The organism is Kitasatospora sp. NPDC094016 (assembly GCF_040304045.1).
Taxonomy (GTDB): domain Bacteria; phylum Actinomycetota; class Actinomycetes; order Streptomycetales; family Streptomycetaceae; genus Kitasatospora.
The window spans coordinates 68,080-83,866 of sequence record NZ_JBEOUK010000041.1 but is presented as its reverse complement, the minus strand read 5'-3'; the positions used below and the strand labels follow the sequence as shown (position 1 = coordinate 83,866).

15 protein-coding genes are annotated in these 15,787 nt (G+C 73.2%); 10 read left to right on the top strand and 5 right to left on the bottom strand.

What is annotated here, in order from left to right:
- Positions 1-168: 168 nt before the first annotated feature.
- On the bottom strand, positions 169-1,962 hold the full coding sequence (locus ABT015_RS29595; protein ID WP_350884433.1) for an AMP-dependent synthetase/ligase: 1,794 nt from the start codon (positions 1,960-1,962) through the stop codon (positions 169-171).
- Positions 1,963-2,287: 325 nt separating this feature from the next.
- Here ABT015_RS29595 and ABT015_RS29590 point away from each other — a divergent pair, with 325 nt between their 5' ends.
- From ABT015_RS29590 to ABT015_RS29570, 5 genes are all read left to right on the top strand, one after another.
- A complete protein-coding gene (locus ABT015_RS29590; RefSeq protein WP_350884431.1) occupies positions 2,288-2,749 on the top strand; it encodes an SRPBCC family protein in 462 nt (153 codons plus the stop codon).
- 25 nt (positions 2,750-2,774) lie between these two features.
- Entirely contained in the window at positions 2,775-3,947 is a 1,173-nt protein-coding gene (locus ABT015_RS29585) for an ArsA family ATPase (protein WP_350884429.1), read from the top strand.
- An 85-nt stretch (positions 3,948-4,032) separates the two neighbouring features.
- Positions 4,033-4,410: a DUF5304 family protein gene (locus ABT015_RS29580; protein ID WP_350884427.1), complete on the top strand. Its 378-nt coding sequence runs from the start codon at positions 4,033-4,035 to the stop codon at positions 4,408-4,410.
- A 193-nt stretch (positions 4,411-4,603) separates the two neighbouring features.
- Entirely contained in the window at positions 4,604-5,548 is a 945-nt protein-coding gene (locus ABT015_RS29575; protein WP_063347268.1) for an ROK family glucokinase, read from the top strand.
- A gap of 133 nt (positions 5,549-5,681) precedes the next feature.
- Complete coding sequence (locus ABT015_RS29570; protein WP_350884424.1) at positions 5,682-6,440, top strand: endonuclease/exonuclease/phosphatase family protein; 759 nt, start codon at positions 5,682-5,684, stop codon at positions 6,438-6,440.
- Between the two features lie 8 nt (positions 6,441-6,448).
- Here the strand turns inward: ABT015_RS29570 and ABT015_RS29565 are convergent, their stop codons facing one another.
- Positions 6,449-7,207: a hypothetical protein gene (locus ABT015_RS29565; protein WP_350884422.1), complete on the bottom strand. Its 759-nt coding sequence runs from the start codon at positions 7,205-7,207 to the stop codon at positions 6,449-6,451.
- Between the two features lie 10 nt (positions 7,208-7,217).
- Positions 7,218-8,012, bottom strand: coding sequence for an alpha/beta hydrolase (locus tag ABT015_RS29560; protein ID WP_350884420.1), 795 nt, complete (start codon positions 8,010-8,012; stop codon positions 7,218-7,220).
- Positions 8,013-8,268: 256 nt separating this feature from the next.
- Here ABT015_RS29560 and ABT015_RS29555 point away from each other — a divergent pair, with 256 nt between their 5' ends.
- From ABT015_RS29555 to ABT015_RS29545, 3 genes are read left to right on the top strand one after another with little or no spacing between them, the layout of a single operon-like run.
- Positions 8,269-9,102 (top strand): lysophospholipid acyltransferase family protein, encoded by an 834-nt coding sequence (locus ABT015_RS29555; protein ID WP_400333405.1) that lies wholly within the window; start codon positions 8,269-8,271, stop codon positions 9,100-9,102.
- A 35-nt stretch (positions 9,103-9,137) separates the two neighbouring features.
- Positions 9,138-10,397 (top strand): MacS family sensor histidine kinase, encoded by a 1,260-nt coding sequence (gene macS / locus ABT015_RS29550; RefSeq protein ID WP_350884418.1) that lies wholly within the window; start codon positions 9,138-9,140, stop codon positions 10,395-10,397.
- On the top strand, positions 10,375-11,055 hold the full coding sequence (locus tag ABT015_RS29545) for a response regulator (protein ID WP_063347264.1): 681 nt from the start codon (positions 10,375-10,377) through the stop codon (positions 11,053-11,055). The genes macS and ABT015_RS29545 overlap by 23 nt, the downstream gene beginning before the upstream one ends.
- 80 nt (positions 11,056-11,135) lie before the next feature.
- On the opposite strand, the gene ABT015_RS29540 is transcribed toward ABT015_RS29545, so the two are convergent.
- Complete coding sequence (locus tag ABT015_RS29540) at positions 11,136-13,070, bottom strand: anthranilate synthase family protein (protein ID WP_350884416.1); 1,935 nt, start codon at positions 13,068-13,070, stop codon at positions 11,136-11,138.
- A gap of 241 nt (positions 13,071-13,311) precedes the next feature.
- Between ABT015_RS29540 and ABT015_RS29535 the strand changes: the two genes are divergently transcribed.
- Complete coding sequence (locus ABT015_RS29535; RefSeq protein WP_402450745.1) at positions 13,312-14,721, top strand: class II 3-deoxy-7-phosphoheptulonate synthase; 1,410 nt, start codon at positions 13,312-13,314, stop codon at positions 14,719-14,721.
- A gap of 197 nt (positions 14,722-14,918) precedes the next feature.
- Positions 14,919-15,212 carry a (2Fe-2S)-binding protein gene (locus tag ABT015_RS29530; RefSeq protein WP_350884412.1) on the top strand — a complete coding sequence of 98 codons (294 nt, stop codon included), beginning with the start codon at positions 14,919-14,921 and terminating at the stop codon, positions 15,210-15,212.
- A gap of 4 nt (positions 15,213-15,216) precedes the next feature.
- Here the strand turns inward: ABT015_RS29530 and bfr are convergent, their stop codons facing one another.
- Positions 15,217-15,696: a bacterioferritin gene (gene bfr / locus ABT015_RS29525; protein WP_350884410.1), complete on the bottom strand. Its 480-nt coding sequence runs from the start codon at positions 15,694-15,696 to the stop codon at positions 15,217-15,219.
- Positions 15,697-15,787: the final 91 nt, after the last annotated feature.

Sequence of the window (15,787 nt, the reverse complement as noted above, 5' to 3'; positions counted from 1 at the left end):
CCCTCAAACGCGCCCAGCACCGCAACTGGCCACCACCAATACCGGCAACCGTCACGATCACCCAGCCGGCAACAACCTAAAGTCACCGGCATTGGTCCTAGGCCCTGTCCGGGCTCGGGCACGTGAGCGGGCCCCGTCTCCTTCGGCGGAGGCGGGGCCCGTACCCGGCTACTTCTGGTAGATCGCCTCGATGTCGGCGGCGAAGTCCTTCAGCACGAGGTTGCGCTTGAGCTTGAGGGAGGGCGTCAGGTGGCCGCTCTCCTCGGAGAACTCGGTGTCCAGCAGGCGGAACTTCTTGACCGCCTCGGCGTGCGAGACGGCCGCGTTGCCGTCGTCCACCGCGGCCTGGAGGGCGGCCAGCAGGTCCGGGTCCTGGCTCAGCTCGGCCACCGTGGCGGTGGCGGGCTTGCCGTTGAGCTCCTTCCACTTGGGGAAGAAGTCCGGGTCGACGGTGACCAGGCAGGCCACGAAGGGCTTGCGGTCGCCGACCACCATGACCTCGCCGACCAGCGCGTGCGCCCGGATGCGGTCCTCGATCACGGCCGGGGCGACGTTCTTGCCGCCCGCGGTGACGATGATCTCCTTCTTGCGGCCGGTGATGGTCAGGTAGCCCTCGGAGTCGAGCGAGCCGAGGTCGCCGGTGGCGATCCAGCCGTCCTTGAGGGTGTCGGCGGTGGCCTGCGGGTTGTTCCAGTAGCCGGTGAAGACGTGCGGGCCCTTGAAGAAGACCTCGCCGTCCTCGGCGATCCGCACCGAGGCGCCGGGGACCGGCTGGCCGACCGTGCCGATCTTCGGCTTGTCCCACGGGTTGAAGGCGGTGGCCGCGCAGGTCTCGGTCAGGCCGTAGCCCTCCAGGACGGTGAAGCCGATGCCCCGGTAGAAGTGGCCCAGCCGCTCGCCGAGCGGGGCGCCGCCGGAGATGGCGTGGGTGGCCCGGCCGCCGAGGGCGGCGCGCAGCTTGCTGTAGACCAGCTTGTCGAAGACCGCGTGCTTGATCCGCAGGACCAGGCCCGCGCCGCCGGCGTCCAGCGCCCGGCTGTAGGCGATCGCGGTGTCGGCGGCCTTGTCGAAGATCTTGCCCTTGCCGTCGGCCTGGGCCTTGGCGCGGGCGGTGTTGTAGACCTTCTCGAAGACTCTCGGCACGCCCAGGATCAGGCTCGGCTTGAAGGCGGCCAGCTCGGCGGTGACGTCCCTGACGTCGGAGACGTGGCCCAGCTTGATCGGTGCCATCGCGGTGGCGATCTCGGCGATCCGGCCGAGCACGTGGGCCAGCGGCAGGAACAGCAGGACGGAGCTGTCGCCGGTGCGGAACAGCGGGGCCAGGCGCTCCACCACGTTGCCGCACTCGGCGAGGAAGTTGGCGTGCGTCAGCTGACAGCCCTTCGGGCGGCCGGTGGTGCCCGAGGTGTACACGATGGTGGCGATCGAGTCGGCGGTCGCGGTCGAGCGGCGCTCCTGCACCGTCCCGTCCGGGACGTCCTTCCCGGCCTCGGCCAGCGCGGCGATCGCGCCGCGCTCGATCTGCCAGGTGTGCTTCAGCCCGGTGAGCCGGCCGCGGACCTCGTCGACCACCTTGACGTGCTGGTCGGTCTCGGTGACGACGGCGACCGCGCCGGAGTCGCCGAGGATCCACTCGACCTGCTCGGCGGAGGAGGTCTCGTACACCGGGACGGTGACCGCGCCGGCCGTCCAGATCGCGAAGTCCAGCAGCGTCCACTCGTACCGGGTGCGGGACATGACGCCCACCCGGTCGCCCGGCTCGATGCCCGCGGCGATCAGGCCCTTGGCGGCGGCGTGCACCTCGGCCAGGAACTGCACCGCGGTCAACTCCTGCCAGCCGCCGTCCACCTTCCGGCTGAGCACCGCGACGTCCGGGTGCTCCGCCGCGTTCCGGTGCACAGGGTCGGAGAGATTACCGCCGCTGGGTACCTGATAGAGAGCCGGAAGGCTGAAGTCGAGCAAGACTGCTCCTCGTTCGCGACGCTGCGGGACGGCAGGACGTTACTGCCCGGTAGGCAGCTTCGACCAGGGGGGTCGGCTCCGGTGTTCGAAGTGTCACACCCGGCCGGGTCCGACCAGGCCGTGACCGGGTCGTTCGAATGGCACCCTACGACAGCCCCGAGGTGACCGGCCGGTAGCATGCCCCGCCGACCGGCGCCGGGCCCCCGCCGAGCCGCGGCCCGCGCGGCCGAGCCGATCGCCGGTCGCGGTAGCCTGCTCCGGGCGGACAAGGCCGAGCACGCTCGACCGGACCGGCAGGCAGAGGGACGACGCGGAGGGCCATTCCATGGCGGAGCACACCAGGTCGAGCATCACCATCGACGCGACCCCGGCCACGGTCATGGCCGTGATCGCCGACTTCGCCGCCTACCCGGCCTGGACCGGCGAGGTCAAGGAGGTCGAGGTCCTGGAAGCCGGCGAGGACGGCCGCGCCGCCCAGGTCCGCCTGCTGCTCGACGCCGGCGCCATCCGCGACGAGCACGTCCTCGCCTACACCTGGGACGGCGACCGCGAGGTCGGCTGGACCCTCGTGCGCAGCCAGATGCTCCGCTCGCTGGACGGCTCCTACTCCCTCGCCCCGCTCTCCGGCAGCCGCACCGAGGTGACGTACCAGCTCGCCGTGGACGTCAAGATCCCGATGCTCGGCATGATCAAGCGCAAGGCCGAGAAGGTCATCATCGACCGTGCCCTGGCCGGTCTGAAGAAGCGCGTCGAGGACGCCGACGGCAAGAAGCCCGTCCAGGGCTGACGTGGCGGAACGGGGGGCCGACGGCATGACGGCGACACGCACCATCCTGGTCAGCGGCGACGCGGGCGCGCCCGCGGTGGCCGCCGCCACCGCCCTGCACGCGGCCCGGCGCGGCCACCGCACCTGGCTGCTGGCCGCCGACGACCCGCACCGCGCCCTGGACGGCGTCCTCGGCATCCGCCTGGAGCCCGAACCGGCCCGCTACGCACCCGGCCTGACCGTCTCCCGGATCGACGAGCAGGCCGCCTTCCGGTACGCCGCCGGCGAGCTCACCAGCCGGCTCAAGCCCGCCCTCGACCTGCTCGGCGCCGAGCAGCTCGACCCGGAGGAGCTGACCGCCCTCCCCGGCATCGCCCGGATCGCCCTGCTGCGCGCCCTGCCCGCCGCCGACCAGGACGTCCTGGTCGTGCTCGCCCCGCCGCCGGCCGAGCTGATCGCCACCCTCGCCCTGCCCGAGCAGCTGGAGCGCTACCTGGACCGGCTCGTCCCCGAGCAGCGGCAGGCCGCCCGGGCGCTGCGCCCGCTGCTGGCCGGCCTGGCCGGCGTGCCGATGCCCGCCGAGTGGCTGTACGAGGGCCGGACCAAGGCCGCCGCGGTGCTCGCCGAGTCCCGCGCCGCGATCGCCGCGCCCGGCACCAGCGTGCGCCTGGTCGTGCCCGCCGACGGCCACCCGTACCAGGAACTGGGCCGGATCCGGGCCGGGTTGGCCCTGCACGGCCACCGGCCGGACGCCGTCGTGGTGCACGGCGTGCTGCCCGAGGGCGCGGCCGACTCGCCGGACCCGTGGCTGGCCGCGCTGGCCCGCCGCCGCCGGGAGGAACTGGCCGAGCTCGCCGCCGAGACCGACGCCCCGGTGCTGGCCACCGGACTGGCCGAGGCCACCCTGGAGGCCGTCGCCGACCGCCTGTACGGGGACGGGCCCGGCCCGGAGCGGCTGGCCCCCGAGCCCTGGCCGGTCGAGGACCGCCTCGCCGAGGAGGGCCTGCTGGTCTGGCACCTCGCGCTGCCCGGCGCCGACCGGGCCGAGCTGGACCTCGTCCGGCGCGGCGACGAACTGGTGGTCGGCCTCGGTGCCCACCGCCGGGTGCTCACCCTGCCGTCCGCGCTGCGCCGCTGCACGGTGGCCGGCGCGAGCCTGCACGACGGGGCGCTCTCGGTGCGGTTCGCGCCCGACCCGGCGCTCTGGCCCCGGGGCTGAAGTGCTTTCGGGGCCCCTACGGGCTGTCCGGTAGCGTCGGGCCCGAGGGCCGCGGGGTGCGGCCCCGGCTGAGGAGGCGCCCGCGATGACCAGCACCGACGACCGGACCGAGCCCACCGCCGAGCCGGGCGGTCCGCAGGCCCACCCGTTCGGGCCGGAGCTGGGCCCGCTGGTGGACGAGGTGCGCAAGCTCGCCTCCGCCGTCGGCCAGAAGGCGCAGGAGGCGAGCGCCGACACCCTGATCACCCTCTCCGGGCTGGCCGACCGGCTGCGCACCCAGCAGCCCGAGGTCTACTCCCACCTCGCCGCCGCCGGCTCCGGACTGGCCGCCGCGGGCACCGAGCTGCTGGCCGCCTACCGGGCCGCGGTGGCCGGCCACGAGCACCGCTGGACGGCCGGCGAGGGCGCCGCCACCGAGCGGATCGACCTCGACACGCCTGACGAGGCGTCCGCCAAGCAGTGAATCCGTAACCTTCGAACCGTGATCGCGTTGCTCTGGTGCGTGACGAAGCGGGCGATTAGATACGACTTTTGAAGAGTCGCGGCCGGGTTGGTCCATGATTGTCTTCGGTTAATGTATGCGAGGCTGTGTACGGGGGGCAGGGTTGGGCGGTACCGTTCCGCCCAGCGGGAACGAGTGAATAGCTGAGGGACACATGGCTCTGACCATCGGCGTCGATGTCGGCGGGACCAAGATCGCGGCAGGCGTGGTCGACGAGGCGGGCGCGATCCTGGCCCGGACCAGGGTGCCCACCCCGGCCGACCCGCAGTGGGCGGTCGATGCCATCGCGCAGGCCGTGCGCGAGCTCAAGGAGCAGCACCCCGACGTCACCGCCGTCGGCGTCGGCGCCCCCGGCTTCGTGGACAGCAACCGTTCCACGGTGATCTTCGCGCCCAACATCGACTGGGAGAACGAGCCGCTGCGCGGCCGCATCGAGGAGCTCGCCGGCCTGGACACCGTCGTCGAGAACGACGCCAACTGCGCCGCCTGGGCCGAGTTCCGCTTCGGCGCCGCAGCCGACCACCAGGACATGGTGCTGATCACCGTCGGCACCGGCATCGGCGGCGGCATCGTCCTCGACGGCCGGCTGCACCGCGGCCGGTTCGGCGTGGCCGGCGAGATCGGCCACCTCAACATGGTCCCCGACGGCCTGACCTGCGGCTGCGGCGGCAAGGGCTGCTGGGAGCAGTACGGCTCCGGGCGGGCGCTGCGCCGCTACGGCCGGGAGAAGGCCGCCGCCGACCAGGTGCGCGGCCGGCGGATGCTGGAGCTCAACGACGGCGTCGCCGAGACCATCCGCGGCATCCACATCACCGAGGCGGCCGAGGAGGGCGACCCGCTCGCCCTGGAGTGCTACGCCGAACTGGCCGACTGGCTCGGCCGCGGCATGGCCGACCTCGCCGCGCTCTTCGACCCGGGCGTCTTCGTCCTCGGCGGCGGCGTCTCCGACTCCGGCCGCCTGCTGCTCGACCCGGTCGCCAAGGCCTTCGAGCACTACCTCACCGGCGGCATCCACCGCCCGCGCGCCGAGGTCGTGCTGGCCTCGATGGGCTCCGCCGCCGGCATCGTCGGCGCCGCCGACCTGGCCCGCACCGCGTAGCCACCCCCCGAACCCGCCGGCGGCGGTGCGACCGGACCCCGACCAACCCCGGACGCGCCGCCGCCGACGCACGCCCCCGGCCCTGCCGTACGGTCGTCCCACGCACCACGTACGTACGGGGAGGACCAGGACCATGACCACGGCACCCGCCGAACCGCCGCCGCCCGGCCCGCGCCGGCTGCGCCTGCTCAGCTACAACATCCGCTCGCTGCGGGACGACCGGCGGGCGCTGGCCCGGGTGATCCGGGCCTGCGCGCCCGACCTGGTCTGCATCCAGGAGTCACCGCGCTACTGGCGGCCCGAGGGGCAGGCCGCCTGGCTGGCCCGGAGCACCGGGACGGTCGTCCTGGCCGGCGGCGGCCGGACCGCCGCCGGGCCGCTGCTGCTCGGCCGGCCCGGCGCGGCGCACCTGCTGGGCGTGCACGACCGGCTGCTGCCCAAGACCCGCGGCCTGCACGCCCGGGGCTTCGCCAGCGCGCTGCTGCGACTGCCCGCAACGGCGCCGTTCACCCTCACCAGCTGCCACCTCAGCCTGGACGCCGACGAGCGGTACGGCCAGTTCGAGCTGCTGCTCGACCAGCTCGGGATCGCCGAACACGGCATCGTGGCAGGGGACTTCAACGAGCACCCGGACGGCAGGGGCTGGCAGCTGCTGGCCGGGCGGCTCCAGGACGGGTACCCGACCGCGCCCTGGGGCGGCGAGTTCACGTCCGTCCCCGAGCGCCCCTACCAGCGGATCGACGCGGTGTTCGCCACGCCCGGGATCACCGTCCTCGGCTGCGGGGTGCCGCACGGGCTGCCCGGCGTCACCGAGGCCGACCTGCGCGCCGCGACCGACCACCTGCCGGTGCTCGCGGTGCTGGAGCTGCCGGAGGCTCCGGACGGGGTCTAGACGTTGGTCTAGACGACCGCGCCGTTGTCCGGGTCCTCGGGCTCGTCCTCGTCGCGGTCCTTCATCCGGGTGACCAGGGTGACGAAGCCGCCGAGGAAGGCGGTGATCCCGACCCAGGCCGGCCAGCCGGCGATCTCCCGCCACACCACCGCGTCGAACAGCAGCAGGGCGGGGCCGCCGAGCACCGCGAGCCAGGCGAACTTCGCGGTGACGTCGGCGGTCGGCAGCGGCGGGGGCTCCGGCGGGACGTAGTGGTCCTCGTCGGTCTCTTCGGCCAGCTCGAAGTCGCGCGGGCCCGAGCCCGCCGCCGGCATCACCGGCCGACCGGAGCGGGGGCGGGGCTGCGGGGCCAGGTCGGCGAGGTCGTCCGGGTCGGTCCGGGAGCCGGGGGCGTCCTTGAAGCCGCCCTTCAGCTCGCTCTGGGCCCGGAGGTTCTCGACCTCCGGCCAGTTGGGGTTGGTGAGGTCCACGGGGTCGTCGAACTGGGCGACCAGGGCGGCGAAGATCTCGTCCTGCTCGGCCTGGCTGCGCTCGGGGGCGCGCCGGGTGCGGGGCTCCGCGGGCGCGGTGGCGTCCGGTTCGGCCGGGCGCCGGTCGGCGGCCGTCGCTTCGGCGGCCTCCGCGGCCGGGGCGGTGACGCCGTCCGCCCCCGAACGGTCCGCCGGGGCGCCGCTCTGCGCGGCGCCGTCCTTCGCCGTGCCGTCCTTCGTCGCGCCGTCCTCGCGGGGTGCCTCGTCCCCGCCGCCCGCCGTGCTGCTCTCGTGCACTTCCGGCCCTTCAGCCATGGTGATCGTCGGATTCGACCCCGGTGACGCCCACCGCGTGCGCGGGGGCCAGCCGTCGGATGAAGTCCTGGCTGGCCGCGAATATTTCCGCCGCGTCGTGGTCCAGCGTCGCGACGTGGAAGCTGCGCTGGCACAGCCGCTCCGTCACGTCGGTCGAGGATATCCGGGCCAGCACCAGTTCCGAGTTGGCCGGCGAGACGACGTGGTCCTGCGGACTGCGGAAGAGCAGCACCGGCTGGGTCACCTGCGGCAGCCGCCGTTGGACGTCCCGCCACAGCCGGCCCAGCGACCAGGCGGCGTTCAGCGGCGTCCGGTCGTAGCCCAGCTCGACCGTGCCGGGCTTGGCGATGTCGTCGGCGATCCCGGGCACGCTCGGCACGAGGTGGCGCAGCACCGGCAGCAGCACACTCGCGGGGTTGTCCGAGCGCACCGACGGGTTGACCAGCACCAGCCCGGACACCGCCGGACCGTGCAGCGCGGCCAGCCGCAGCGCCAGCGCGCCGCCCATCGACAGCGCGCAGACGAAGACCTGCTCGCACTCGGCGGACAGCGTCAGCAGTTCGTGCTCGACCTCGGCGTACCAGTCCTCCCAGCGGGTGATCTGCATGTCCCGCCACCGGGTGCCGTGCCCGGGCAGCAGCGGCAGCGACACGCTGAACCCGGCCGCCGCCAGTTCCTCCGCCCAGGGCCGCAGCGACTGCGGCGACCCGGTGAAGCCGTGGCACAGCAGCACCCCCACCGGTCCGCCGCGGTGGCGGTACGGTTCGGCACCGGGCAGCAACGGCATGGCGGACTCCTTCGCGGGCGGGTGGCGCTGGGGGAGGGACGCTGGAGGGGGAGGCTGCGGGAATCCGCATCGTCCCACGGCCCCGCCCGGGACGTACACCCCTCATGGCGGCCCCCGCACGGGACGCGCACCCCTCGCGGAGGCCGCCGCGCGAGTGCCCGTGGGAGTCCGGCGGCGGCCCGCCGGGGCGGGGCGGGGCGCGGGCCGAGCCCACGGGGCATTAGGATCGACCGGTCCGCATAACAGGAGGCCCGGGTTGTTCTACCGACTGATGAAGATGATCGTCGCGCCACTGCTTCGGATCTTCTTCCGGCCGTGGATCGAGGGTGAGGAGAACATCCCCACCGAGGGCGCGGCCATCATCGCGAGCAACCACCTGTCCTTCTCGGACTCCTTCTTCTTCCCCGCGCTGATCAAACGCCGGGTGACCTTCATCGCGAAGGCCGAGTACTTCAACACCCCGGGCATCAAGGGCCGGCTGACCGCCGCGTTCTTCAAGGGCGTCGGCCAGCTGCCGGTGGACCGCTCGGGCGTGCGCGGCGCGGGCGAGGCCGCGATCCGCAGTGCCATCGCGGTGCTGGACGGCGGCGAGCTGTTCGGCGTCTACCCCGAGGGCACCCGCTCGCCCGACGGCAAGCTGTACCGCGGCAAGGTCGGCGGCCTGGCGCGCGTCGCGCTGGCCACCGGCGCGCCGGTCATCCCGGTCGCCATGATCGACACCGAGAAGGTCCAGCCGCCCGGTCAGGTGATCCCCAACTTCGGCACCCGCCCCGGCATCCGGATCGGCCGCCCGCTGGACTTCTCCCGCTACCACGGCATGGAGAACGACCGTTTCATCCTCCGTTCGGTGACGGACGAGGTGATGTACGAGATCATGCGGCTCTCCGGCCAGGAGTACGTGGACATCTACGCGACCGCCGCCAAGCGGCAGATCGCCGACGACAAGAAGAAGGCCGACGCCGAGCGCAAGGCCGCCGCCAAGGCGGAGAAGGCGGAGGCGGAGGCCGAGAAGGCCGCCGCCGAGAAGGCCGCCGCGACGGAGAAGGCCGAGCAGTCCGGGCAGGAGCCGAAGGAGACCGGGTCGGCCTGACGACCGCGGGCACGGCCCAGGGGAGGGGCGGAAGGATGACGGACGGCGAGAGAACCGGGGCGGTCGGCGGCGCGGTCGCGGCCGGGGGCATGTCCGTCGAACTGCCGTTGTGGAAGGCCATCTCCTACTTCCGGGTGCTGGCCCTCTGCTACGCCCTGCTGCGGTACCTCAACTCCTACCTGGACTTCCTGCACCCCGTCGCCGGCTGGATCTTCCTCGGCACGCTCACCCTCTGGACGCTCGCCAGCACCCGGGCCTTCGCCGGCCCGCAGCGCTGCACCTGGTACGTGCTCGGCACCGACCTCACCCTCGCCGTCACCGGCATCGTGATGAGCGGCCTGACCGACGACCCGGTGCGGATCAGCCACGGCGCGCCCACCCTGCCGACCATCTGGGCCGCCGGCACGGTGCTCGGCTTCGCAGGCAAGGGCGGCTGGCGCTGGGCGGCCGCCGCGGGCACGGTGATCGGCGTCGCCAACATCCTCGGCCACGGCGGCCCGACCGGCGACAACATCCACAACATCATGCTGCTGATGGTGGCCGGCTGTGCCATCGGCTACGTCATCGAACTGGCCCGCGCCAGCGAGGCGACGCTCACCCGGGCGCTCCAGGTCGAGGCGGCCGGCCGGGAGCGCGAGCGGCTCTCCCGGGACATCCACGACGGCGTGCTCCAGGTGCTCGCCCTCGTCCAGCGCCACGGCGCCGAACTCACCGCGCGGCCGGCCGAGGGCGCTTCGGCCGCGGCCGGTGGACGCCCGGGCGGTGACGCCGACTTCGCCGAACTCGGCCGGCTGGCCGGCGAGCAGGAGCGCGCCCTGCGGGCGCTGATGACCGGCGGCCCGATCCCGGGGCAGCGCCCGCAGGAGTGCGGGGCCGGGGAGCCGCAGGACCTCACCGCGCTGCTGCGCCCGTACGCCGACGAGCGGATCACGCTGTCCGCCCCCGGTGGGCCGGTGCTGCTGTCCGCCGGGGCGGCCGGCGAACTGGCCGCGGCGGTCGGCGCCGCCGTCGACAACGTCCGCCGGCACGCCGGGGAGCGGGCCCGGGCCTGGATCCTGGTGGAGGACGAGCCGCAGGCCGTCACGGTCAGCATCCGCGACGACGGCCCCGGCTTCGCCCCCGGCCGCCTCGGCGAGGCGGAGCGGGCCGGGCGGCTGGGCGTCTCCCAGTCCATCCGCGGCCGGGTGCTGGACCTCGGCGGCACGGCCGAGCTGTACTCGGCGCCCGGGGAGGGCGTCGAGGTCGAACTCCGTGTTCCGAGGAAGGGCTCTGATGACCGATCAGCCGACGACTGACCGGCCGATACGGGTGATGGTCGTGGACGACCACCCGATGTGGCGCGACGCCGTCTCGCGGGACCTCGCCGAGGCCGGGCTGGACGTGGTGGCCACCGCGGGCGACGGCGAGGAGGCCGTGCGCCGGGCCCGCGCCTGCTCGCCGCAGGTCGTCGTGCTGGATCTCAACCTGCCCGGTCTGCCCGGCGCGGAGGTGTGCCGCCAGGTGGTCGCGCAGGACCCGGCGGTGCGGGTGCTGGTGCTCTCGGCCAGCGGCGAGCACCAGGACGTGCTGGAGGCGGTGAAGTCCGGCGCGACCGGGTACCTGGTCAAGTCGGCCGGGCGGGAGGAACTGCTGGACGCGGTGCGGCGCACGGCCGTGGGCGACGCCGTGTTCACCCCGGGCCTGGCCGGCCTGGTGCTGGGCGAGTTCCGCCGGCTGGCCGCCGAACCGGCCCCGGCCTCCGCGCCGGCCGTCCCGCAGCTGACCGCGCGGGAGACCGAGGTCCTGCGCCTGGTGGCCAAGGGCCTGTCGTACCGGCAGATCGCCGACCGGCTGGTGCTGTCGCACCGGACGGTGCAGAACCACGTCCAGAACACGCTCGGCAAGCTGCAACTGCACAACCGGGTGGAACTGGTGCGGTACGCGATCGAGCAGGGGCTGGACGACGACATCTGACCGTTCCGGCGGGATCCGGCCGCCTCGGCGATCCCGCGTGCGATGGGGGGCCGGTCCGGGACCGGCCCCCCACTCGCTCCTCAGCCGCGGACGGCGGCCGCCTCGCGCAGCAGGCCCGCCACGACGCCGACGCCGTCGCGGGTCAGCACCGACTCCGGGTGGAACTGGAGGCCGGCGAAGCCGGGCCCGCGCAGCGCGTGGACGTCCCCGGTGACGGTGTCCCGGGCGACCTCGACGCCCTGCGCGGCGAGCCGGGCCGCGTCGGCGTCCGAGCAGCGCGCGGTGAACGTGTTGTAGAAGCCGACGGTGTGCTTGGTGCCGAACAGGTCGACGCTCTCCTGCGCCCCCTGGTACGGGACGTCCTTGCGGCCCAGCGCCAGCCCGAGCTCGGCGCAGAGCAGCTGGTGGCTGAGGCAGACCGCGAGCAGCGGTGCGGTGCGGGCCCCGGACCGGACCGCCGCCAGGGCGTCCGCGACGACCGGCCGCAGCAGGGCCATCTTGGGGTCGTCGGCGAGCGCCGGGTCGCCGGGCCCGGGGCCCAGCACCAGCGGCCCGCGGTGCGCCGCCAGCAGGGCGGGCAGCCCGGGCGCGTCGTAGCGGACGACGCTGACCTGGTGGCCGATCGAGGTGAGCAGGTGGGCGAGCATCGAGGTGAAGGTGTCCTCGCCGTCGACCACCAGGGTCGGCACGGGCTCGGTGACCACGGTCGGCGTCTGCATCCGCAGCCAGAACGGGGCGAGGTCGGCCCGCCGGGCGTCCAGGGCGGCCTGGACGCGGTGGTCGTCGGCCAGCCGGGGGCCGGTGGGGCCGGGCAGCCGGGCGGGCGCGGGCCGGGCGCCGATCGCGGTGAGCACCCCGGCGGCCTTGGCGTGGGTCTCGGCGACCTCGGACTCGGGGACGGAGTGGCGCACGAGCGTGGCGCCGACCCGGACGACCAGGCGGCCGGTGGCCGGGTCGATGTCGGCGGTCCGGATGCAGATCGGCGAGTCCAGCAGCTGCCCGCCGCTGGCGGAGCGGCCGATCAGGGCGAGCGCGCCGGAGTAGTAGCCGCGCCCGCCGGGCTCGTACCGCTTGATGACCCGGGTGGCGTTCTGCACCGGGCTGCCGGTGACGGTGGCGGCGAACATCGTCTCGCGGAGCACCTCGCGGACGTCCAGCGAGGTGCGTCCGCGCAGCTCGTACTCGGTGTGGGCGAGGTGGGACATCTCCTTGAGCCGGGGCCCGAGCACCTGGCCGCCGAGGTCGCCGACCGTGCACATCATCTTGAGCTCCTCGTCGACGACCATCGTCAGTTCCTCCAGCTCCTTGGGGTCGTGGAGGAACCGGAGCAGCGAGTCGATGTCGGAGCCGCCGGCCGGGTAGCGGTAGGTGCCGGAGATCGGGTTCATCACGACGGTGCCGCCGCTCTGCCGGACGTGCACCTCGGGGGAGGCGCCGACCAGGACGCGTTCTCCGGTGTGCACCAGGTAGGTCCAGTAGGCGCCGCGCTCCTGCTCCAGCAGCCGCCGGAACAGGGTGAGCGCGAGTGCGGGCGAGAAGTTCTCCAGGGTGGCGCCGAAGTCGCGCCGGATCACGAAGTTGGCGCCCTCGCCGTTGCCGATCTCCTCCTCGATCACCCGGCGGACGATCGCGGCGTACGCCTCGTCGTCGATGTCGAACGAGCCGCCGGTGAGCGAGACCGGCGACTGCGGCAGGGCGGCGGTGAGTTCGGCCAGCGGCAGGGTGTGCTGTTCGGCCACCGAGAGGGCCTGCAGCGGGGTCCCGTCGTCGTGCGCCTCGAAGCCGCGCTCGCGGATCTGCCGGTACGGGACGAGCGCGAGCAGGTCGTGCACGGGGCCGTCGGCCGGGACGCCGGTGCGGACCGGCAGGTCGGCGAGGTCGCGGTAGCTGTCGACGGTGCCGACCAGCACCTCGACGGTGTCCGGGGCGAGCCGGGGGGTGCGGCGGTGCAGCAGGGCGAACGCGGGCGCGTCGGGAGCGGTGAGGCGGGCGAGCAGGTCGGCGGTGGCGGTCACGGAGCGGCTTCCTTCCGGGGGACTGGTGAGGTGCGGTGCTGGGATCCGCTCCCGGAGGGCCGTCTGCGCATACGCCGACGGCCGCCCCGAGGGGCGGCCGTCGTGTTCGTCTAGGAACGCGCGATCGGTGGGCCACCCTTGGGGGAGGCCCACCACCAGGAGTGGGTGTGGGGCGCGTGCATGGTTCGAGCGTAGCGGATCGTGCCGGGAGGGTGAGCCCGGTCACGTGTTTGTCCGAGTTATGTCTCACCCCTCGGGCAATGGTCACGAATCGCTCGAGTCACCCCGTAGCCTTGGTGGTGTGACCGTGACGACTGAGACATCGAGGACTGGCCACTCCTGGCAGTCCCTGCCCGCGGCGCAGCAGCCTGAATGGCCGGACCAAGAGGCTCTGCGCAAGACCCTTGCCGAGCTCGCCTCCTATCCGCCGCTCGTGTTCGCCGGCGAGTGCGACCAGCTGCGTGCCCGGCTCGGCGCCGTGGCGCGCGGTGAGGCCTTCCTGCTGCAGGGCGGTGACTGTGCCGAGGCCTTCGACGGCGTCTCGGCGGAGCACATCCGCAACAAGCTGAAGACCCTGCTGCAGATGGCCGCCGTGCTGACGTACGCGGCCTCGGTGCCGGTCGTGAAGGTGGGCCGGATCGCCGGCCAGTACTCCAAGCCGCGCTCCAAGTCGACCGAGACCCGCGACGGCGTGACGCTGCCGGTCTACCGCGGCGACTCGGTGAACGGCTTCGAGTTCACCCCCGAGTCCCGCATCCCGGACCCGGAGCGCCTCAAGCGGATGTACAACGCGTCCGCCGCGACGCTCAACCTGGTGCGCGCGTTCACCACCGGTGGTTACGCGGACCTGCGCCAGGTGCACGCCTGGAACCAGGACTTCGTGCGCAACTCGCCGGCCGGCCAGCGCTACGAGCAGCTCGCCCGGGAGATCGACAACGCCCTGGCGTTCATGAACGCCTGCGGTGTGGCGCCGGAGGAGTTCAAGACCGTCGAGTTCTTCTCCTCGCACGAGGCACTGATCCTCGACTACGAGACCGCGCTGACCCGCGTGGACTCGCGCACCGGCGAGCTGTACGACGTCTCCGGCCACATGGTGTGGATCGGTGAGCGCACCCGCCAGCTGGACCACGCGCACATCGAGTTCGCCTCGAAGGTCCGCAACCCGATCGGCGTCAAGCTCGGCCCGACCACCTCGGTCGACGAGGCCCTGACCCTGATCGAGAAGCTGGACCCGGAGCGCGAGCCCGGCCGCCTCACCTTCATCACCCGGATGGGCGCGGGCAAGGTCCGCGACCACCTGCCCACCCTGGTGGAGAAGGTCACCGCGTCCGGCGCCCAGCCGGTGTGGATCTGCGACCCGATGCACGGCAACACCTTCGAGGCCTCCAGCGGCCACAAGACCCGCAGCTTCGACGACGTGCTCGACGAGGTCAAGGGCTTCTTCGAGGTGCACCGCGCGCTGGGCACCCACCCGGGCGGCATCCACGTGGAGCTGACCGGCGACGACGTGACCGAGTGCGTCGGCGGTGGCGACGAGGTGCTGGTCGACGACCTGCACCAGCGCTACGAGACGGCCTGCGACCCGCGCCTCAACCGCAGCCAGTCGCTGGACCTGGCGTTCCTGGTGGCGGAGATGTACCGCGGCCAGTGAGCTGCCACTGGTGAGCCGCCACCGGCGGGTCACCGCTGAGCGAGTGTGACGAAAGCCCCTCCGGATTCGGGGTCCCCGAGCCCGGAGGGGCTTTTTCGTACCCGGATCGCCGGGTAAGGTGAGGCTTAGTGAAGTAAGGCAAGCCTTAGTCAAGATCGTTCCGCCAGTCGGCGGCGCACCACCCGGGAGAGTCCGCGATGTACGTGTGCATGTGCCATGCGGTCACCGAGGACCAGGTGAAGAAGGCGATCGACGCCGGGGCCGGCACCCCGCGCCAGATCGCCCGGGGCTGCAAGGCCGGCACCGACTGCGGATCCTGCGTCCGCCGGATCCAGGCCCTGCTCGGCGAGCACGGCGCCAGGCCCTGCCCGACCGCCCGCCTCGCCGCGAAGCTCGGCCTGGCCGACCCCGAGGCCGAGGTCGCGCCCGCACCGGTGGCCGCCGCGGCTCCCGCCACCTTGGCCCCGGTCGCCCCGCTGCGCGCGGCCTGAGGGCTCAGGAGTCCGGCTGCTCGATCACCTGGGCGAGGTAGAGCGCCTCGCCGAGCTTCTCCAGGAGCTCCAGCTGGGTGTCGAGGTAGTCGATGTGCTGCTCCTCGTCGGCCAGGATGTCCTCGAAGATGTTCGCCGAGGTGACGTCGTTCTTGGCGCGCATCACCACGATCCCGCGCTTCAGCCGGTCGATCGCCTCGACCTCGATCTGGCGGTCAGCCTCGAACATCTCCTTGACCGTCTGGCCGATCCGGACGTGGAACAGCCGCTGGTAGTTCGGCAGCCCGTCCAGGAAGAGGATCCGGTCGGTGAGGGTCTCGGCGTGCTTCATCTCGTCGAAGGACTCGTGCCGGGTGTACTTGGCGAGCTTCGTCCAGCCGAAGTTCTCCTGCATCTTGGCGTGCAGGAAGTACTGGTTGATCGCGGTGAGCTCCGCGGTGAGCTGCTCGTTGAGGAACTCGATGACCTCTGGGTCGCCCTGCATGGCTGGTGCCTCCCTGCGCTACGGCCTGTTGTGACTCCTGCGCTGCGCATCCTGGCATCGAAATGGGAGAAAGTTCCAGTAAGTTCACACT